Below are 20,155 nucleotides of genomic sequence, written 5' to 3'. Positions count from 1 at the left end.
TCGGCCATTATTTCGCCTGACTTTCCTCGGGCGACTTGTCCTTCGTCAGGATCAGACTCAGCAACACCGATGTCAGAATCACCCCGCCGACAATCGCCAGCGACCACTCCACCGGCATGTGAAACCACGGCATAACCGTCATCTTCCCACCGATAAACACCAGCACCAGCGCCAGCCCGTATTTGAGTAGATGAAAGCGGTCGGCCATGTCTGCCAAAAGAAAGTACAGCGCCCGCAAGCCCATGATCGCGAAGATATTCGAGGTAAAAATGATGAACGGATCGGTGGTCACCGCGAAGATCGCCGGGATGCTGTCGACCGCGAACATCAGGTCACTGGCCTCGATCAGCACCAGCACCAGAAACATCGGCGTGGCCCAGCGCACGCCGTTTTGCAACACGAAAAAGCGCTCGCCGTGCAAGCTATTGGTGATGCGTAAATGTCCACGGGCCCAACGCACGATCGGATTTTTTTCAAGATCTGGCTGCTGATCGGCGAACATCAACATCTTGATCCCGGTAATGATCAGGAACACACCGAACACGTACAGCAGCCACGTAAACTGCGACACCAGCCACACCCCGGCAAAAATCATCGCCGCGCGCATCACGATCGCTCCAAGTACGCCGTACAGCAACACCCTGCGCTGCAACTCCGGCGGCACGGCGAAGTAGCTGAAGATCATCACGAACACGAACATGTTGTCGATCGACAGCGACTGTTCGATCAAATAGCCGGTGAGGAATTCCAGGGTCTTGACCTTGGCGATGTCGGGACCGAATTCGCCGTTCAGATACCACCAGAGCAACCCGGCGAAGGCCATTGCCAGCATGCACCAGGCGATCACCCAGGATGAAGCTTCTCGCACAGAGACCCGATGCGCCTTGCGCCCACCGAAGACGAACAGGTCGACGGCCAGCATGGCGAGGACAAAAACGATGAAGGCGACCCACATCCAGGGTTCGCCGATGTTGATGGGGTTCATGCCGTTCTCCCTGTCGTTATGTTTTTCGGGGTAGACGCGGCCATCCTAGTAGGAGCCTTCCGACAAAGAAAAATCGTTTATTTCGTGGGTATTGTTCGTTAAAAACGAAATGTCGGACGACAGGGCAGGCGCGGGTAATACTTCGTTCAACGCTTCTTTGCTAACCTCGCTGTCGAGCCAGTTCACCACTTCGGGAGTCACGATCATCGACACGCCAGATCCTCAAGCCGTCTGCAGCCCGATCACCAGCGCTGCCATATTCATCGTGGCCACTCTCAACGCCGAGGCCGAGGCCGCTGAAAAAGTCCGTGGCTGGTGCGCCGATATAGCGGGCCTGACGCGCTCGGTCGGCAAGCGCGTTCCATCGGGAAATCTGTCCTGCGTGTGCGGATTTTCTTCCAGCGCATGGGATCGACTGTTCGGCAGTCCACGCCCCGCGTCCCTGCATGATTTTCGCGAGTTCGGTGTAGAAGGGCGGCGGGCTGTTTCCACGCCTGGCGACTTGCTGTTGCACGTTCGAGCCGATCAGATGGACCTGTGTTTCGAACTGGCGACGCAGTTGATGTCGGCGCTGGACGGCGCCGTGACGGTGACCGACGAGGTGCAGGGTTTCCGCTATTTCGACATGCGCAGCATCATCGGTTTCGTCGACGGCACGGAAAATCCGGTCGGCCGCAAAGCCGAGCATTTCACTCTGGTCGGCGATGAAGATCAGCCGTTCAGTGGCGGCAGTTACGTGCTGGTGCAGAAGTATCTGCACAACATGAAGGCCTGGAACGAATTGTCGGTTGAGGCGCAGGAGAGGGTGATCGGGCGTACCAAACTGTCCGATATCGAACTGGACGACTCAGTCAAACCGAGCAATTCCCACAGTGCGTTGACGACCATCACCAAGGATGGCGAAGAGGTGAAGATCCTGCGCGACAACATGCCGTTCGGCCGGCCAGGGGCAGGCGAATTCGGCACTTACTTCATCGGGTACGCGCGCTCCCCGGAGCCGCTGGAGCAGATGCTGGAGAACATGTTCGTTGGCAAGCCGCCCGGCAATTACGACCGCTTGCTGGACTTCAGCACGGCCGTCACGGGCAGTCTGTTCTTCGTGCCTTCGGCGGATTTGCTGGAAGAGCTGGCAGAGCGATAAAAAACGGCGGGATCAATTGATCCCGCCGTTTTGCATTTACTTGCCTGTCGCCAGTGCTGGCGTACGTGGCGGTATCCGTCGTTTCGAACCGGTCGCCTCGAACGCCGCAGCAAGGCGCAGCAACGTCGAATCATCATAGGCGCGACCAGCGAAGGTCAGGCCGACCGGCATGCCGATGTCTGCCATCACGCCCATCGGTACCGTGACGGTCGGTACGCCGAGGTGGCGGATCGCGAGGTTGCCGTTGGCGACCCAGATGCCGTTGCTCCAGGCGATGTCCGCCGAAGCCGGGTTGACGTCGGCGTCAGCCGGGGCAACGTCGGCGTTGGTCGGGAACAGCACGGCGTCGAGGCCCAAGCGATCCATCCAGTCTTCGAGGTCGAGCTTGCGGGTCTTTTCCAGGCCGCGCAGGCCGTCCGGCAGGGTCGGGATCTGATCCCACGGCGTGATGCCACGCTCGGCCATGCGCACGTATTCGTCCATGCCGGCGGCGAGGTCGCCTTCGCGGTTGGGCAGTGTGCCGGGGTCGTGCGGGAAGATTTTCGGGCCGTCGACGTCCGCCAGTCGATTGAGTTTCGGATCACCGTTGGCGCGCAGGAAATCATCGAACGCCCAGGCCGACAGATCCCACAGTTCGTGGTGCATGAACTCTTTCGAAACGATGCCGCGATTGAACACGGTCGGTGCGCCCGGACGATCGCCTTCGCAGTTGGAGACCAGTGGAAAATCCACTTCGATCACTTCGGCACCGGCGGCCTCAAGGGCCTGACGGGCCTGTTTCCACAGATCGATTACCGAGGCGCGGGTGTTGATGCGCTGCCCGGTCGGGCCGCCGATGCCCGGTGCTTCGCTGGTGCCGGCCTCGGGGTCGGCGTTGATGTACATGCGCGGTACGCCCAGACGTTTGCCGGCCAGTGCATCACTTTTCACCGCGAGTTCGAGATAGGAAGCAGGGCGAACCGAGGCGACGCTCGGGATCGGCACCCAAGGTTGCAGGCGCCACAGATCGCCTCGGGTGTCGGTGTCTTCGGCGACCACCACATCGAGCACTTCCAGCAGGTCAGCCATGGTGCGGGCGTATGGCACCACCACGTCCATGGTCGGCGTCAGCGGCCAGTTGCCGCGTACCGAAATCACCCCGCGCGATGGCGTGTAGGCGCACAGGCCATTGTTGGATGCCGGGCCGCGACCGCTCGACCAGGTTTCTTCCGCCAGACCGAATGCCGAGAAGCTTGCAGCGGTGGCGGTACCGGCACCGTTCGACGAGCCGGAAGCGAAGGGAGCCGTCAGGTAGTCGGCGTTGTAAGGGCTTTCGGCACGGCCATAGACCCCGCGCTGCATCCCGCCATTGGCCATCGGCGGCATGTTGGTCTTGCCCAGGCAGATCGCGCCGCCCGCACGCAGGCGTTCGATGGTGAACGCGTCGCGCTGGGCCACCAGATCGGCGAAGGCCGGGCTGCCGGACGCGGCGGTCAGGCCTTTGACCAGATAACTGTCCTTGGCGGTATAAGGGATGCCGTCCAGCGGACCGAGGGTTTCCCCCTTGGCACGACGGTCGTCCGAGGCCTGCGCTTCTTTCAGTGCGTCAGGATTTCGCACGATTACTGCGTTCAGGGCAGTGGCGGTACCCGGGCCGTCAAAGGCGTCGATGCGCGCCAGGTAGGCCTGCACCAGTTCAACCGCTGTGGTCTGGCCGGATTCGAGCGCCGCGCGCAATTGGGCAATGGAAACTTCAGTGACTTCGATCATGCTGTTACCGCCGACAGGTTCGCTAAAGGGTGGTTGATCATTGTTATCGTCGAAAGATGTCAAAGATTCTTGATGGGCGAAACTCTACCCTGAAATTTGCCCAATGGCATGCACAAAGTCGATAAATATCGGTTAATTTCATCGGAAAAACTCACCCGGCGTTTCACCGAACTGTTGGCGAAACGCCGCAATAAACGCTGACGTCGAGTCGTAACCGCAGGCCAAAGCCACGTCGGTGACGCGTTCGCCACGTTCCAGCGGCGTCAGCGCCCTCAACAGACGCAGGCGCTGACGCCAGGTGCGGAAGGTCAAACCGGTGTCGCGCAGGAACAGCCGAGTCAGAGTTTTCTCGGTTACGCCGAATTTTTCGCTCCAGTGCGCCAGGGTGGTCTGCTGTTCCGGATGTTGCTCCAGACTTTGATAAATCTGGCGCAAGCGACTGTCCTGCGGCAATGGCAGCATCAGATCGATAGGCGGGGCATCGGCCAGTTGATCGAGGATCACCTGGGCCAAACGCCCGTGCGGGCCGCTCTGGTCATACTCGACAGGTATCTGACTGAAGGCCCGAATCAGCTCCCGCAAAAGATCACTGACGCCGAGTACATGACAACGCTCGGGCGCCCAGTTGGCGACACTGCAATCAATGTAAAGGCTGCGCATTTCCGTGTGCGGCGAACTGAATACCCGATGCGGCACGCCCGCCGGAATCCACACCGCCCGTTCCGGTGGTGCGACGAAACGACCGACGGCGGTTTGCACTTCGAGCACGCCCTGGATCGCGTAGGACAACTGCACCCACGGATGACTGTGACGGCGGGTCAGCGCGCGATTGGGCAGTGATTCAGTGCGCCCGTACAGCGGACGCGGCAGGCTGGGTAACCCGGGAATGCTGCGTCTGACGCTCTTGTCGTGTCCTTTTGGCGGCATCTGTGGGTTCTTCGGCGTTAGTCGGTAATTTCCAGTCACGTTAGAGTCGCTTCCACGTACTGGCAACCCCCGGATGAACAAACCATGACGCGCCCACGCTTTTTGCCCGACAACTTCACCCTGACCCTGATCGGCGTGGTGCTGCTGGCCAGCTTCCAGCCCGCCAGCGGCCAGGTCGCGACCGGTTTCGGCTGGCTGACCAACATTGCGATTGCGCTGCTGTTTTTCCTGCACGGCGCCAAGCTGTCGCGGGAATCGATCATCGCCGGCGCCGGCCACTGGCGCCTGCATTTGCTGGTGTTCGGTCTGACTTTTGTCCTGTTCCCGCTACTGGGTCTGGCGCTCAAGCCGCTGTTGTCACCGCTGATCGGTGATCAGCTGTACATGGGCATGCTTTACCTGTGTGCGCTGCCGGCCACGGTGCAGTCGGCGATTGCCTTTACTTCGCTGGCGCGGGGTAATATTCCGGCGGCGATCTGCAGTGCGGCGGCGTCCAGTCTGTTCGGGATTTTCCTCACGCCGCTGCTGGTGACGCTGCTGCTCAACGTCCACGGCGACGGCGGCTCGACCCTCGACGCGATCGTGAAAATCAGCGTGCAATTGCTGCTGCCGTTCATCGCCGGTCAGATCGCTCGGCGCTGGATCGGCGCCTGGGTCGGTCGCAACAAGAACTGGCTGAAATTCGTCGATCAAGGCTCGATTCTGCTGGTGGTCTACGGCGCGTTCAGCGAGGCGGTGAACGAGGGTATCTGGCACCAGATTCCGGTGATCGACCTGCTGGGGCTGGTAGTGGTCTGTTGCATTCTGCTGGCGCTGGTGCTGTTGGCGTCCACGCTGCTGGGCAGGACATTTGGTTTCAGTCAGGAAGACCGCATCACCATCCTGTTCTGCGGCTCGAAGAAAAGCCTGGCCACCGGTGTGCCGATGGCGCAGGTGTTGTTTGCCGGGAGTGCGATCGGTGTGCTGATTCTGCCGCTGATGCTGTTCCATCAGATTCAATTGATGGTTTGTGCGGTGCTGGCGCAGCGCTATGCGAAGCGACAGGAGACTGTTCAGGCGTTGATGGCGCAAGTGGATCCGTAAGGCAGACATGTGTGGTGCTCGTGACGAGCGCCGCCGGCTTTCGAGTTATTTCAGGATAATCAACAAGTTGTGTTTGTCAGAGAAATGAAAACTCGAAATATGCTTTGAAATATATTGAAAAAACTCCCGCAGGGCGGTTGTAACGCTATCGCTGCGTGTTTAGGATCCAATCTCAAATCAATACAAGCCTGGACAAGAAGTTCAGCTGCGCAGGGATTTATGGACAGCGAAATTCCCTCTTCTTCATTTTCATGAACGGTCGCTGAATAGCCGATAGTTCATCTTCCAGAAAACAGATCATCTTGACGCCACACGGCGACTCAAGCGGTTGACTGTGTTTCCAGGATTGGAAACGGAATTGTGGCAGGGACTCTACACATGAAGAAAATAAACCGGATCGTCATTGTCGGTTTTGGCAGTATTGCCCAGGCTTTGATGCCGTTGTTGGTTACGCGATACGACGCTGAAATCATTATTTTCGATAAAACAGTCGATGAAGTCAGGCAGTCGATTGCCGATGAGTATTCGGCATGTCTGATCAGAAAATTGATAACGCCGCGAAACTTCAAGGAGGTGATCGGGCATCACCTGAATGAAGACACGTTTCTGCTGAATCTGGCAGTGTCGGTTTCGAGTGAGGCGCTGATTGCGCTGGCTCAGAGCTTCCAGTCCCTGTATCTCGACACGTGCATAGAACCTTGGGAGTACAGCGCCGAGCAGGATTCGAATCTGACGAGCAATTTCTCGTTGCGCGAAAGTCTGAAGTACTTCTCCAGCGATCGACCGCGTGAAAGCGCTACCGCGATCGTGGCGCATGGGGCCAATCCCGGTTTCATTTCTGTGCTTTTAAAAAAGGCACTGACGCATATGGCCGCCCTGAACGGCATCACTTTTGACGGCACCCGGCAACAGGACTGGGCAGGATTGTCCCGGCAACTGGGCATCCGGGTCATACAGATATCGGAACGTGATACTCAATTCGCCAATGTCGAACGTTCATCGGGTCACTTCCTGTGCACCTGGTCTGTGGACGGCTTGATAACCGAATGTCTGCAACCTGCTGAAATGGGTTGGGGCAGTCATGAAACTCAAGTGCCTGAGGGCGCGACGTTGAACAGTTATGCGCTGGCCCTGAAAGAGCAGGGGCGTGAAATCAGGGTCAAGAGCTGGTCGCCGAACTGTCTGGACTTTACCGGCTATTTGCTGACTCACAACGAATCGTTGTCCATCGCCGAGTACCTGACTCTGGGTGATGCCTACCGGCCTACCGTCTATTACGCCTATCACCCTTGTGATCAGGCCGTGGAGTCGATGAGTCTGTTGACTGGCGGAAATGAAGAGCGTGTTCTTTCCAAGGAGGTGCTGAAAGAAAACATCCTCTCCGGCATCGACGAATTGGGCGTTTTTCTGATCAGCGATAAATACCCGTCAATGTGGATGGGGTCGAACCTCTCTATCGGCAAAGCGAGGAACATGGCCCGGCACAACAGCGCCACCAGCCTGCAAGTCGTGTCGAGCATCGTTGCAGGAATGGCATGGGCGCAGGCTCACCCGCAAGCGGGTGTACTGGAAAGTGAGGCGCTGGACTGGAAGTTTGTTTACGACATCGCCGAGACGTATTGGCAGCCGATCGTTTGTCAGCAGATCGACTGGCGTCCGACAAATGCGTCAGATTCCCTCTCGTTCAATCACTTCCTGGTGTAATTCCACTGTCAAAATCAAGGATGAATGTATGTCGATGTCCATCGGATCGGTAACGCGTACCACTCCAGAAGCTTCAGCCGTTCTGTCTGGCTTCAGGTTCCCGCCGGTAGAACTGGAAGATTCGCAATGGCAGGAATGGAAAGAGATCTTCTTTGACTCGGTGATCACTGAATACGATGCCCGACGTCTGTACTGGTATCTGGAAGCGAACTATCCGCAGGTCTTCGCGAGTCTGCAGGATGTGCTCAATCCCTGGCTAAAGGATGAGATCTATCATGCTTATGGGTTTGCGCTGATCTACGCAGCTTATACCCGCATTCCTTTTGACGAAGTCTCGTTGAGTGTCGAACTTCGCAAGCCCGACTTCAGTATCATCGAGTCGATAGCTGCCGACCCGCTGAAACTCCTGGTGACACTGGCGTACGACGAGATCATCACGACGCATGTCTATCACCGAAGTATCGAAAGTTATGATCGTTTCGACTCTCAACAGTTATCCGCCTGGATACGCAAGACGAAGAAAGATGAAGTCACCCACTTCTTTTCGTTTGTAAAGAAAGCCAGAGAGCTGTTTCCCCATCGAATGGATGAGATTCCGGCGATTCTGGACGAGATATTCCAGATCGATTTCGAGAAGCCCAGCTACACGGGAACTTTTGTTCTGGATCACAATGCGCCGGACTTCCCGATTGCCAAACACGAGATCAAGGACATGATCATTCCGGCAATCATCAAGAAGTTCAGTGAGTGACAGCGTCAGGCACAAGGAGGTGGGACATGGAAGCGGCGTTTCTGAAAAAGCGTAATTGGAGTTCCAGGGCGATCTTTGAAGACATCAGTTCCAGCGGGTGGGTCAATCCGGGCATCGATGCGTCGTTCCGGGAGTTTTTCATGGCCGACCTCGTTTCCGAATACGACTCCATAAATCTTTACAACTTTCTCTATCCGAAACGCAGGGAGTTTTCGCCATATTTCGTGCAGTACCTGGATTTCTGGTACGCGGATGAACGCAACCATGCGGACGGCTTCTTTGAACTGAACCGGCTGGTTTTCGGTACGGGGGAAGCTGAACTGGTCAATGCACTGAAACACCGGGTCGGCGACTTTTCAGGTCTGGAAGACATCTTGTCGAGTGAGTTCAATCTGTTGCTGCTGTTTGCCTATGACGAATATGTCTCGGTCAAGACCTACAAGAAGGACACCTTTTATCAAAATTTCGGTCATTCAGGCTTCAACAGCTGGATCAAGAACCTGATCGCCGATGAAGCGATTCATTTCGGCAATGCGGTGAAGATCCTCAAGACCTTCCATGCCGACAGGCTTAATCAGGCCGAGGACGTGTTGAACGCGATCGCGGGTTTCGAGGGGGAGGCTTACAAAAACACGTTTCTGTTCGATCACGACGGGCCGCACTTTTTGCTCGAAAGCGATGAGGTTGGTGGTGCCGTGATTGATGAAATTCTCTCCATACTGCAAAAGAGGTCACTGTGAAGAAGGAATATTACATCGTCGTGGCTCTCGTATTGATGGTCTTTGGCGAGATCCTGACGATCTACAGTGAGGTTTACGCCTCGAAACTTCCGGGTCGGGTCATGGAAACGCCGTCCATGTTCTTAAAGCCCATGTTCTTGATCTGCATCGCCGGCATCAGCCTGATTTTGGCGTATTGGCTGGGCTACCAGGGGACAGGCAATATCTGGGTCGTGACGGTCGCTTCCCTGACGTTGCTGCTGGTGCTGGAACCGATCGTCATCTACGCCATGCTTCGCGAATTGCCAGAGCGGGGAGCGTTGATCGGTTTCCTGCTTGGCGCAGCAGGACTGATTTCAACCGTGGCACTTTAAGCAAAAGGAGATTGTTTATGTCGACGCAAGACGCTATCAAGACCTGCTCGGTATGTGGATATGAGTACGACCCGGCGGTGGGCGATCCGCAGAACGGGATCGCGGCGGGTACCCCCTGGGAGGACGTGCATGACGATTGGCTGTGCCCCGATTGTCAGATGCCCAAGGAGGATTTCGAATAACGGCTGTCAGCCCGCCCCACTGTACTTCACCGCCGCTGCGGCTCGTGACGGTACGTTCAAGGTACGCAGCAAAGACGACACATGAATCCGCACCGTGAACGGCGAAATGTCCAGTTCACGGGCGATTTCCTTGTTGGTTTTGCCCTGGGCGATCAGCCTTAATACCTCTTGCTGACGCGGGGTGAGGGGGGGGCCGGTGTCCAGCGGCAGCAGGCCGGACGGGGCGAATTTCACCAGAACCTCACCTTCACGAATCGCCCGGATTGCCTGACCGATCTCGTCCGGGGCGATGTTCTTGCCGATAAAACCATCGATACCGGCAGCCATGACTTCGCCGATCAGCACTTCGTCATCGACCATCGACACCACGATCAGCGTGGTTCTCGGCAGGCGCCGACGCAGTTCCGCGAGCTGGCTGACACAGGTCAGTCCGGGAAAACGCAGGTCGAGGATCAAGGTGTCGGGCTCATCGCCGGCCGGCAGCAGGGCGAGCACGGTGTCGAGGTCGCCGGCTTCTTCGATCAGGGCGTCGGGCAGCAAACGCTGGACAGTGCGCAGCAGCGCTTCGCGAAACAACGGGTGATCGTCGGCTATGATGATTCGGCACGCCATGGCAAAACCCTCCCTGGGTCAGCATTTCTCACGGCATGCACCTTAGCACCGGGCGAAGGGTTTGCCTGTTGATTCGTGCTGTTATGACGACTGCCGCACAAGGACGTTCCGCCATGAAGTTCGAAAAGAACACCGAGCTCGACCAGGCCAATCTGCGCATAATCATCGCCAGCATCGCGCTGGTTTACATGGCCGTGCTCGGTTTCCTGCCGGGCCAGCGCTTCGATACTTACCTGCCGGTGGTCACCTACATTGCCCTGTTTTTGCTGGCCTCCGTTGTGCTGCGCCAGGCCATCGTGCGCTGGCCGGGGCATTATCCGGCGCGGCGGATTTTCGGCATGCTCCACGATTACACCGGCACCAGTTTCGGGCTGGTGGTCGGCGGCGAGGCGGCGCTGCCCATCTACGCCGTCATGGTCTGGGTCAATCTCGGCAACGGCATGCGTTACGGCTCGCGCTACCTGGCGATCGCCACGGTGCTGGCATTGCTCGCGCTGTTGGCGGTCTATCGATTGACGCCGTACTGGCAAGCGCAACCGTTCATGGTGTTGATGCTGATGATCACCAGCACGGTGATTCCGGTGTATGCGCACCTGCTGCTGGAGCGCACGCGCAAGGCATCGGAAGAGGCGGTGGCTGCCAATCTGGAAAAATCGCGTTTCCTGGCCCAGGCCAGTCATGACCTGCGTCAGCCGATCCACTCCATTGGGTTGTTTACCGCGTGTCTGCGTGAGTCGCGGCTGGGCGAAGAGGAGCGGCGGCTGGTGGACAGCATCGACCGTTCGCTGCTCAACGTGTCGCAGCTGTTTCGCTCGATTCTCGATCTCTACACCCTCGATAACGGGCGGATTCTGCCCCGCCTGCAGACGCTTGAACTGGGCGAATGGCTGGCGGATCTGATCCGCCAGAACGCCGAAGCCGCACGTTGGGCGGGTGTGGAGTTACGCTTGCGGCGCTGTGAACATTGGGTGCGTTCCGATCCGGCGTTGCTCGCGACCATGGTCCAGAATGTGCTCTCCAACTGCTTCAAATACGGTGCACACCGGCCGGTGCTGATCGGTGTGCGCAAGCGCGGCGCGGGACTGGCCATCTCGATCTATGACCGCGGCAACGGGATCGCCGAAGAGCATTTGCCCAAGGTGTTCGAAGAGTTTTATCGGGTTCGCCAGCTGCGTGACAAAGACGTTGAAGGCGTGGGCCTGGGGCTGTCGATTGTCCGGCGTCTGGGGCAGTTGATCGGTGTCGATGTCGCGATCCGCTCACGGCTGGGGCATGGCACGGCGGTGACCTTGCATGGGCTGCCGCTGGCGCCGCCACAGATGCCGGTCAATCGAGAGGAGCCTCGGCAAATCGGGTTGCTGACGGGGTTGAAGGTGTGTCTGGTGGAGGATGATCGCAACGTTCTGCTGGCGACTTCAGCGTTGCTCGAGCGTTGGGGCTGCGTCGTGCAGGCCGAGCTGAGCGGGCAGGGGCTGGTCACGGACTGCGACATCATCGTTGCCGACTATGACCTCGGCTCCCACAGCACCGGCATCGAGTGCATTGATGAGGTTCGTCGTCAGCGGGGTCATGCGGTACCGGCCATGATCATCACCGGGCATGACATCGAAAAAATCCAGGCGGCTCTGCATGATCGGCAGATCGCCATTCTGTCCAAGCCGGTACGCCCGGCCGAGCTGCGCGCGACCTTGCGTGCGCTGCGCGACCGGCAGACCGAAGCTGTCAGCGCTTACACAGATAGTCCTGCGTAATGGTGGTTTGCAGGCAGTTGTACTGGCCCATGGTGCGGCAGATGTTTTTCTCCGAGCCTGATACTTCGGCGCTCTTGTAGCCCCAGACCTTGCAACGGCCTTCAGCTGCGGCCAACCCTTGAGCGGCGGAGGTTTGCCCGCTTTCGAACTGGCCCAGTTCATAGGAGACCTGGACAACGCCATCGGTCTTGCTGCCGCCGGTGGCTTCCCATTGTTTGGGGGTGGCGCAGCCGGTGAGCGCTAAGGCCGCGAGGGTGAGGCTGGCGATGAGTGTTTTCATGATCGAGCGGAATCCTTTACCGGGTGAGAGGAGGCACTAAGACGGTTTTTCTGCGCCGGATTACTGGTACGGAATCGGCGACGCACCTTTGGGCAGGCAGGACAGCGGAGGTGTCATGATGCCCATGCTGGCCACCGCGATGATCGCGCCACTGGGCAACTCGCAGTTGTATTCGCCGGCGGCGGTGTAGGCGGTGTAGTAGGTCAGCGTGCTGTCGTTGCGGATGTTGCCGATCCTGGTGACCGGTTGGCCGATGACGGTCTGGGCGCGTTCGCGCATGCTGTCTTCAGTGGGTTTGGCGGTCTGGCAACCGCTGGCGCCGAGAAGCAGGGCACCGAGGACTGTGATCCTGGCGAGGCTGGCGTGTAGTTTCATGGTGTTTCTTCCTTGGTGTTGTTGTTTTTCCAGGCACAACGATCCCGCGCACTGCGCAGCGGCAATGTTGGGGAGTGTCGGGGGTTGCGAGGGAATATAACGCCAGGGAACGGGGTGGTCGATTAGCACAAATGTGCTAGTGCGGCGCAACCAGCGGCAGGCTGGTTGCGCCGATAGCGGTTATTGAGGGCTGTTGAACTGGTCGGAATAGCTGCCGCTCATGAGGGCGGAAGCCACCTGGTCCGAACCGACGCCTGCGCGGGAGTAGGCGAGTCGGCTGGCACCGACCTTGTCTGCGCCATCGGCGGCGAGCGCGCCTGCACCGACATGATCCGCGCCGTCAGAGGCAACGGCGCCTGCGCCAACGTGATCCGCGCCGTCAGAGGCGACGGCACCTGCACCGACATGATCCGCGCCGTCAGAAGCAACGGCACCTGCGCCGACGTGGTCCGCGCCGTCAGAGGCGACGGCGCCTGCGCCAACGTGATCCGCGCCGTCAGAAGCAACGGCACCTGCACCGACATGATCCGCGCCATCAGAAGCAACGGCACCTGCGCCAACGTGATCCGCGCCGTCAGAAGCAACGGCATCTGCGCCAACGTGATCCGCGCCGTCAGAAGCAACGGCACCCGCGCCGACATGATCCGCGCCGTCAGAAGCAACGGCACCTGCACCGACATGATCCGCGCCATCAGAAGCAACGGCGCCTGCACCGACATGATCCGCGCCGTCAGAAGCAACGGCGCCAGCGCCAACATGATCCGATCCATCGGAAGCCACCGCTCCCGCACCCACATGATCCGCCCCGTCCGACGCCAATGCCTGCGCCTTCGCAGCCCAGCCATTGGGCATTGCCACCGTTGCCGCAACTGCCAGGACGAGGCCCGGCCAAAGCGTGTGCTTCATGATTTTCTCCACGCCCCATCAGCCACACAGCAACCGAGCTTTATCCGTCATTCGATCTTTGATCATTGACGGAAGGCTCGTCGGCCCGGGGTCAACCAGATTGGTGAGTGGCACAGGGCACCGCAGGGTGCACGGGTGTCGATGGTTTACAGGAAATCTGGACAGCCAGCTGAAAAGTATAGTTCGCCCTTGGCGGGAGGCAGGCTTACGGGCCGTGAAAGCGATAGTCGGTTAACTTCCTTGCAGGGCAGCGCTAGAAAACAATCAGTCTAAAAACCGCGTAGCGCAATGCAGCGTGTTTGCTAGGCTCAAGCATGTAGGCGAAGACGCAGACTGATGCGCAAGCGGATAGCGAGGAAGCGTTGGGCGCGTTCCGAAGGGTACACGGTTAGAAAGAACCCCGCGCTGGGTTCCAGCCCTTATGCCGTGTGAAGCAGCAGAGCATATTGCCTGTACTGTGGGAGTCCTGAGAAACCTCGTAAGCCAGAGACCAGCACTGGCCGCCTACTCGAACACCAAAGCCCGCTTCGTGCGGGCTTTGACGTTTCTGCGGGTTAGATGCTGGCCAGCGCCTGCGCCAGATCCGCACGCAGGTCCTCGATATCCTCGACGCCCACCGACAGACGCACCAGGCTGTCACCGATGCCAAGCTTGGCACGGGTTTCGGCCGGAATGGTCGCGTGAGTCATGATCGCCGGGTGCTCAATCAGGCTTTCCACGCCGCCAAGGCTTTCGGCCAACGCAAAGATCTGCACGTTCTCCAGGAAGCGCCGGGCGCCCGCCAGATCACTGTTCAGATCCAGGGAAATCATTCCGCCGAAACCACGCATCTGCCGCTTGGCCAGTTCATGCTGCGGGTGAGATTCCAGGCCCGGGTAGTAGACGCGTTTGACCTGCGGCTGTTGCTCCAGCCAGCGCGCCAGTTCCAGTGCGTTGCTGCAATGACGCTCCATACGCAGTGCCAGGGTCTTCACGCCGCGCAGAGTCAGGAACGCGTCGAACGGGCCGGAGATGGCGCCAACGGCGTTCTGCAGGAAGCCCAGGCGTTCGGCCAGCGCAGGATTGTCACCGACCACCGCGATTCCGCCGATCACATCGGAGTGACCGTTCAGGTATTTGGTGGTCGAGTGCAGCACGATGTCGAAACCCAGTTCCAGCGGACGCTGGATCCATGGACTGGCGAAGGTGTTGTCGGCCACGCAGATGATCCCGCGCGCCTTGCAGATGCGCGCGATGGCGGCGAGGTCGGACAGGCTCAGCAGCGGGTTGGTCGGGGTCTCGACCATGACCATGCGCGTGTCGTCCTGCAGCGAGGCTTCGAACGCCGACAGATCGGCCAGATCGACGTAGCTGAAACGATGCCCCGCACTGCGCTGGCGCACCTTGTCGAACAGGCGGAACGTGCCGCCATACAAGTCATTGCCGGAGACGATGTGCGAGCCGGCGTCGATCAGTTCGAGTACGGTGGAAATCGTCGCCAGCCCGGAAGCGAAGGCAAACGCCTGGGTGCCACCCTCCAGATCCGCCACGCAACGCTCCAGAGCAAAACGCGTCGGGTTGTGCGAGCGGCCGTAGTCGAAACCCTTGTGCACGCCGGGGCTGTCTTGCAGGTAGGTGGAGTTGGCGTAGATCGGCGGCATCAGCGCGCCAGTGGTCGGGTCCGGCGTTTGCCCGGCGTGGATCACGCGGGTGGCGAAGCCTTGTTGACGGGCGTTCTTGTCGTGCTGGCTCATGCCAGGGATCTCCGTAATTGATTGAGCATGTCGACGCGAGTGATCAGGCCGTGGAAGCCTGAAGCGTCGGCGATGATGGCCACCAGGCCGCTGCTGAGCACGGTTTCCAGTTCAGCCAGCGTGGCGCCGGGGGCGAGGGTTTGCAACTTGTCCGTCATCGCGCTGGAAACGGGTTTGCTGAAGAGCGAGGCGTCTTCGTGCACGCGCACCAGAATGTCCGATTCATCGATCACGCCGACCAGTTGCTTGCCATCTACCAACACCGGCAGTTGCGAAACGTCTGCCAGGCGCATGCGCTGGAACGCGGTCATCAGCGTATCGTCCGGTCCGACGCTGACGACCTTGCCGTCTTCGAAGCGACGGGCAATCAGGTCGCGCAGGTCGCCGTAGCGTTTGCGCTGCAACAGGCCCTGATCGGTCATCCACTGATCGTTGTAGACCTTCGACAGATAGCGGGTGCCGGTGTCGCAAACGAAGCTGACCACGCGTTTCGGCTCGGTCTGCTCGCGGCAGTAACGCAGCGCGGCGGCGAGCAGGGTGCCGGTGGACGAGCCGCCGAGAATGCCTTCGGCTTTCAACAGCTGGCGCGCGTGATCGAAGCTTTCTTCGTCGCTGATCGAGTAGGCGCTGCGCACGCTCGACAGATCGGTGATCGAAGGAATGAAGTCCTCGCCGATGCCTTCCACCGCCCAGGATCCGGCGGTGCCCAAGTGCTTGCTGCGGCTGTATTCGGCCATCACCGAACCGACCGGGTCGGCCAGGACCATTTCCAGATCAGGTTGTACGCGTTTGAAGAAACGGGTCAGGCCGGTCAGCGTGCCGGCCGAACCGACACCGACCACGACGGCGTCCAGGTCATGCTCGGTCTGGGCCCAGATTTCCGGCCCGGTGCTGCACTCGTGGGCCAGCGGGTTGGCGGGGTTGTTGAACTGGTCGGCGAAGAAGGCGCCGGGAATGTCTTTGGCCAGACGCGCGGCGACATCCTGGTAATACTCGGGATGGCCTTTGCCGACATCGGAGCGAGTGATGTGCACTTCGGCGCCCATGGCCTTGAGGTGCAGGACTTTTTCGGTGGACATTTTGTCCGGCACCACCAGCACGACGCGGTAGCCTTTGGCGCGTCCGACCAGGGCCAGGCCCAAACCCGTGTTACCGGCGGTGGCCTCGACAATCGTGCCGCCGGGTTGCAGGCGACCGTCGCGTTCAGCGGCGTCGATCATGGCCAGGCCGATGCGGTCCTTGATCGAACCGCCGGGGTTCTGTGATTCGAGTTTGAGAAACAGGGTGCAGGGACCGGTATCGAAGCGGGTGACTTTTACCAGCGGCGTATTGCCGATCAGCCCAAGTACGGCAGGGCGTGAATCCTTTGACATCTCTTCACCTCTTTGTGGTGTTGATCGCGTTCCATTCGCGGGGAAAAAGCTCGCGTGCAACATAGGCCCAGACCTGAGCTGTCGCAACCTTTAAACGGCCGTAAATGCTGCCATTTCGATCTAACGATAGAACGAAATCAGCGAGGGGAAGGAAGTGACTTGCAGGGTTTATACGCAGGCGTCATCGAGTATTGAAAGGGCGTCTTCAGCGTTCAACAAACGCAGAGACAAGCGCAACAGGCCGGTGACCACCGCGCGCGACCGGACACCAACATTTGCAATCCCGGTCGATACACGATTAATATACGATCCATATACATTTCGTATCGGATATTGCCATGGGCATCGTAAAGATTTCAGAGGACATGCACGAGAATCTGCGCATCTCCAGCAACGCACTCAGCCGTTCGATCAACGCGCAGGCTGAACACTGGATGCGCATCGGCATGCTCGCCGAGCTGTATCCCGACCTGGATCACCATGCCATTTGCCGGTTGCTGATTCGCGCCGAACAGTCGGGCGGTCTGGATCTGCAGCAAGTCTGCGCATTGGCCGATGCCGCGCAGAACGCCTCGGTCAAAGAGGCGGCCAAGGTATGAGAAACCCGATCAAGATCAACACCCAGGCCGAAATCGCCCAATCCCGGGTGGCTGCGCAGTTGGCTGCTGAAGTACTGGCGATGCTGGTGCCGCACGTCAAGGCTGGCGTCACCACCGATCAGCTCGACCAGTTGTGCAACTACTACATCGTCAATGTGCAGAAGGCGATTCCGGCCAACGTCGGTTATCACGGCTTTCCGAAAACCGTCTGCGCGTCAGTCAACGAAGTGGTCTGCCACGGCATTCCGTCGAAGCGCGTGTTGAAGGACGGCGACATCGTCAACCTCGACATCGCGGTGATCAAGGACGGTTGGTTTGGCGACACCAGCCGCATGTACGTGGTCGGTGAGCCGACGCCCGAGGCGCGGCATCTGATCAAGACCACTTACGACGCCATGTGCGCGGGCATCCGCGTCGTGCGGCCGGGCGCCACGTTGGGTGACATCGGTCATGCGATCCAGACGCTGGCGGAGAAAGAAGGGTTCAGCGTGGTGCGCGAATATTGCGGGCACGGGATCGGCAAGGTTTATCACGATGAACCGCAGGTGCTGCATTACGGTTACCCGGAGCAGGGGCTGAAATTGAAGGCGGGGATGATTTTCACCATCGAGCCGATGCTCAATGCCGGCAAGCGGCATGTGAAGAGCCTGGCGGATGGCTGGACAGTGGTGACGAAGGATCAGTCGTTGTCGGCGCAGTGGGAGCACATGGTGGCGGTGACGGAAGACGGGTTTGAGGTGTTGACAGCCTGGCCCGATCAGATCGAAGGGTATCCGCCAATTAACTGACTGGTGCAAGACTTGTGGGAGCGAGCTTGCTCGCGAAGGCGTCAGCATATTCAGTATTGATGTTGAATGTGCCGGCCTATTCGCGGGCAAGTCGAATCGTCGCACCGCCGCTCCCACAGGAGTGCGTTGTTTTCTGAAGACCTTAGTGCGATCCGGCGGCCTTGTTGAGGTCGCTTTCGGCCCAGTCGGTGTAGACACATGCATCCGCCGTCGCCCAGCGAACCCGCACCGGATCGCCAGCCTTCAACGGCATCCCGGCTGCCGATAGCGCCTTGACCGTCATGGAAGTGCCACCCGATGTGACCACGCTGCAAGTCTGACTTTCACCCAGAAACAACACCTCGACCACCTTCGCCGAAACCTCATTCCAACCCGCCGCCAGTGGCTCGTCATTCGCTTGCTGCACGCTCAACGCCAACGCCTTTTCCGGGCGCACCATCAGCAAAACATCCTGCCCGGTCTGCAATCCGGCCGTCAGGCGAATCGAAAGCGACTGCCCCTCGAAACTCGCCGCCGCATTACCCTGCGCCTTGAGCTTGAGAAAGTTCGAGTTGCCCAGAAACGACGCCACAAACGCATTCGGCGGGTTCTGATAAAGGTCATAACCGCTGCCGAGCCCGACAATCTTGCCGTGACTGAAAATTGCGATGCGCTGGGACAGGCGCATGGCTTCTTCCTGGTCATGGGTCACGTAAACGATGGTGATGCCGAGGCGACGGTGCAACTGACGCAGTTCATCCTGCAAGTCTTCACGCAGCTTCTTGTCCAGCGCACCGAGCGGTTCGTCCATCAACAGAATACGTGGCTCGTAAACCAGCGCCCGTGCAATGGCGACCCGCTGCTGCTGGCCGCCGGACAGTTGCGAAGGGCGGCGATGGGCGAATTGTTCCAGTTGTACCAGTTTCAACATCGCATCGACGCGCTTGTCACGCTCGGCTGCAGCGAGTTTGCGTATCGCCAGCGGGAACGCGATGTTGTCGCGCACCGACAGATGCGGGAACAGCGAATAGCGCTGGAACACCATGCCGATGTCGCGCTTGTGCGGCGGCACGTTCACCAGCGACTGGCCGTTGACCAGGATCTCGCCGCTGCTCGGGGTTTCGAAGCCGGCGAGCATCGACAGCGTGGTGCTTTTGCCCGAGCCGCTGGAGCCGAGGAAGGTCAGGAACTCGCCGTCCTTGATGTCCAGCGAGATGTTGTCCACGGCCGCAAAATCGCCGTAGTGCTTGTTCAGGTTGCGCAGGCTGACCAGGGGTTTGTCGTTCTGCTGGGATGCGTCTTTGATCACGGCACTCATGTCGTACTCCTGGCGCTCAGGCGCTGATTTCGTTGCGCCGGCGCAAAGCGGCGGCGATCACCATGACCAATACCGACAGGCCGATCAGCAGCGTCGAGGCGACGGCGATCACGGGCGTCAGGTCCTGGCGCAGGGTGGTCCACATTTTCACGGGAAGGGTTTGCAGGGTCGGGCTGGCCATCATCACGCTGAGCACCACCTCGTCCCACGAAACCAGGAAGGCAAAGAGGGCGCCGGCGACCATGCCCGGTCGAATCGCCGGGAATGTCACCTTGAACACCGCTTGCAGGCGTGACGCGCCGCAGATTACCGCCGCGTCTTCGATCGACTGATCGAACAGCTTCAGCGAGTTGATGATCGAGATGATGGTGAACGGCAGCGCGACGATCACATGGCTGACGACGAAGGCGAACATCGTCCCGGTGTAACCGAGTTTGAGGAACAGCGCGTACACCGCCACCGCGATGATCACCAGCGGCACGATCATCGGCAGGGTGAACAGACCGTAGAGCATTTCCCGGCCGGGGAAGCGTCCACGGACCAGCGCAAAGGCAGTCGGCAAACCGAGGGCGACGGCGCAGATCGTGGTCAGCACGGCGACCTTGAGGCTGGCCAGCGCTGCGCTCATCCAGTCGGCATTGGAGAAGAACTGCACGTACCATTTCAGCGTCCAGCCCGGCGGTGGGAACACCAGCCACTGGGACGAACCGAACGACAGCAGGACGATGAACACGATCGGCAACAGCAGGAACAGGCCGATCAGCCCGGTGGTGAAATACAGGCCGAAGCGCATCCGGCGACTCATGGCATTGGGCGTCAGGAGCAT

21 protein-coding genes are annotated in these 20,155 nt (G+C 59.4%); 10 read left to right on the top strand and 11 right to left on the bottom strand.

Features of this window, described 5'->3' with window-relative positions:
* Positions 1–7 precede the first annotated feature (7 nt).
* Complete coding sequence (locus CAF73_RS20100) at positions 8–985, bottom strand: TerC family protein (RefSeq protein ID WP_085703591.1); 978 nt, start codon at positions 983–985, stop codon at positions 8–10.
* Between the two features lie 109 nt (positions 986–1,094).
* Between CAF73_RS20100 and CAF73_RS20095 the strand changes: the two genes are divergently transcribed.
* Positions 1,095–2,126: a Dyp-type peroxidase gene (locus tag CAF73_RS20095; RefSeq protein ID WP_371918976.1), complete on the top strand. Its 1,032-nt coding sequence runs from the start codon at positions 1,095–1,097 to the stop codon at positions 2,124–2,126.
* Positions 2,127–2,162: 36 nt separating this feature from the next.
* Here the strand turns inward: CAF73_RS20095 and CAF73_RS20090 are convergent, their stop codons facing one another.
* Together CAF73_RS20090 and CAF73_RS20085 are read right to left on the bottom strand one after the other, a co-directional pair.
* Positions 2,163–3,875: an amidase gene (locus tag CAF73_RS20090; RefSeq protein ID WP_085703590.1), complete on the bottom strand. Its 1,713-nt coding sequence runs from the start codon at positions 3,873–3,875 to the stop codon at positions 2,163–2,165.
* A 138-nt stretch (positions 3,876–4,013) separates the two neighbouring features.
* A complete protein-coding gene (locus tag CAF73_RS20085; RefSeq protein ID WP_085698295.1) occupies positions 4,014–4,802 on the bottom strand; it encodes a helix-turn-helix domain-containing protein in 789 nt (262 codons plus the stop codon).
* A gap of 84 nt (positions 4,803–4,886) precedes the next feature.
* Between CAF73_RS20085 and CAF73_RS20080 the strand changes: the two genes are divergently transcribed.
* The 6 genes from CAF73_RS20080 to CAF73_RS20055 all read left to right on the top strand — a co-directional run bounded on the left by CAF73_RS20080 (position 4,887) and on the right by CAF73_RS20055 (position 9,615).
* Positions 4,887–5,885: a bile acid:sodium symporter family protein gene (locus CAF73_RS20080; protein ID WP_085703589.1), complete on the top strand. Its 999-nt coding sequence runs from the start codon at positions 4,887–4,889 to the stop codon at positions 5,883–5,885.
* Between the two features lie 378 nt (positions 5,886–6,263).
* The gene (locus CAF73_RS20075; protein ID WP_085703588.1) at positions 6,264–7,589 is read left to right on the top strand and encodes a saccharopine dehydrogenase C-terminal domain-containing protein; all 1,326 of its coding nucleotides are present in this window, start codon (positions 6,264–6,266) and stop codon (positions 7,587–7,589) included.
* A gap of 28 nt (positions 7,590–7,617) precedes the next feature.
* On the top strand, positions 7,618–8,340 hold the full coding sequence (locus CAF73_RS20070) for a hypothetical protein (RefSeq protein ID WP_085703587.1): 723 nt from the start codon (positions 7,618–7,620) through the stop codon (positions 8,338–8,340).
* A gap of 26 nt (positions 8,341–8,366) precedes the next feature.
* Positions 8,367–9,080: a hypothetical protein gene (locus tag CAF73_RS20065; protein WP_256574749.1), complete on the top strand. Its 714-nt coding sequence runs from the start codon at positions 8,367–8,369 to the stop codon at positions 9,078–9,080.
* 14 nt (positions 9,081–9,094) lie between these two features.
* Positions 9,095–9,433 (top strand): hypothetical protein, encoded by a 339-nt coding sequence (locus tag CAF73_RS20060; RefSeq protein WP_085703661.1) that lies wholly within the window; start codon positions 9,095–9,097, stop codon positions 9,431–9,433.
* A gap of 17 nt (positions 9,434–9,450) precedes the next feature.
* Positions 9,451–9,615, top strand: a complete 165-nt coding sequence (locus CAF73_RS20055; RefSeq protein WP_085703586.1) for a rubredoxin — start codon at positions 9,451–9,453, stop codon at positions 9,613–9,615.
* Between the two features lie 6 nt (positions 9,616–9,621).
* Here the strand turns inward: CAF73_RS20055 and CAF73_RS20050 are convergent, their stop codons facing one another.
* A complete protein-coding gene (locus CAF73_RS20050) occupies positions 9,622–10,227 on the bottom strand; it encodes a response regulator transcription factor (protein WP_085703585.1) in 606 nt (201 codons plus the stop codon).
* 113 nt (positions 10,228–10,340) lie between these two features.
* Between CAF73_RS20050 and CAF73_RS20045 the strand changes: the two genes are divergently transcribed.
* Positions 10,341–11,978: a hybrid sensor histidine kinase/response regulator gene (locus tag CAF73_RS20045; protein ID WP_085703584.1), complete on the top strand. Its 1,638-nt coding sequence runs from the start codon at positions 10,341–10,343 to the stop codon at positions 11,976–11,978.
* Here the strand turns inward: CAF73_RS20045 and yecR are convergent.
* The 5 genes from yecR to CAF73_RS20020 all read right to left on the bottom strand — a co-directional run bounded on the left by yecR (position 11,950) and on the right by CAF73_RS20020 (position 16,645).
* Positions 11,950–12,258, bottom strand: a complete 309-nt coding sequence (gene yecR, locus CAF73_RS20040; RefSeq protein ID WP_085698299.1) for a YecR family lipoprotein — start codon at positions 12,256–12,258, stop codon at positions 11,950–11,952. The genes CAF73_RS20045 and yecR overlap by 29 nt on opposite strands.
* Positions 12,259–12,318: 60 nt before the next feature.
* A complete protein-coding gene (locus CAF73_RS20035) occupies positions 12,319–12,633 on the bottom strand; it encodes a hypothetical protein (RefSeq protein ID WP_085698300.1) in 315 nt (104 codons plus the stop codon).
* A gap of 218 nt (positions 12,634–12,851) precedes the next feature.
* Entirely contained in the window at positions 12,852–13,403 is a 552-nt protein-coding gene (locus CAF73_RS30235; protein ID WP_176247749.1) for a hypothetical protein, read from the bottom strand.
* A gap of 690 nt (positions 13,404–14,093) precedes the next feature.
* Complete coding sequence (locus tag CAF73_RS20025) at positions 14,094–15,272, bottom strand: cystathionine gamma-synthase (protein ID WP_011334626.1); 1,179 nt, start codon at positions 15,270–15,272, stop codon at positions 14,094–14,096.
* Positions 15,269–16,645 (bottom strand): cystathionine beta-synthase, encoded by a 1,377-nt coding sequence (locus CAF73_RS20020; RefSeq protein WP_085698302.1) that lies wholly within the window; start codon positions 16,643–16,645, stop codon positions 15,269–15,271. The genes CAF73_RS20025 and CAF73_RS20020 overlap by 4 nt, the downstream gene beginning before the upstream one ends.
* Positions 16,646–16,983: 338 nt before the next feature.
* Here CAF73_RS20020 and CAF73_RS20015 point away from each other — a divergent pair, with 338 nt between their 5' ends.
* Both CAF73_RS20015 and map read left to right on the top strand, forming a co-directional pair.
* Entirely contained in the window at positions 16,984–17,244 is a 261-nt protein-coding gene (locus CAF73_RS20015; RefSeq protein ID WP_085698303.1) for a ParD-like family protein, read from the top strand.
* A complete protein-coding gene (gene map / locus CAF73_RS20010; RefSeq protein ID WP_085703583.1) occupies positions 17,241–18,032 on the top strand; it encodes a type I methionyl aminopeptidase in 792 nt (263 codons plus the stop codon). The genes CAF73_RS20015 and map overlap by 4 nt, the downstream gene beginning before the upstream one ends.
* Before the next feature lie 142 nt (positions 18,033–18,174).
* On the opposite strand, the gene CAF73_RS20005 is transcribed toward map, so the two are convergent.
* Positions 18,175–19,329 carry an ABC transporter ATP-binding protein gene (locus CAF73_RS20005; protein ID WP_085703582.1) on the bottom strand — a complete coding sequence of 385 codons (1,155 nt, stop codon included), beginning with the start codon at positions 19,327–19,329 and terminating at the stop codon, positions 18,175–18,177.
* Positions 19,330–19,345: 16 nt separating this feature from the next.
* Positions 19,346–20,155, bottom strand: coding sequence for an ABC transporter permease (locus tag CAF73_RS20000; protein WP_007957396.1), 810 nt, complete (start codon positions 20,153–20,155; stop codon positions 19,346–19,348).

It is taken from the genome of Pseudomonas sp. B15(2017) (assembly GCF_002113215.1).
Lineage (GTDB): Bacteria > Pseudomonadota > Gammaproteobacteria > Pseudomonadales > Pseudomonadaceae > Aquipseudomonas.
The sequence above is the reverse complement of the archived record's forward strand: the minus strand, read 5'-3'. Positions and strand labels throughout refer to the sequence as shown.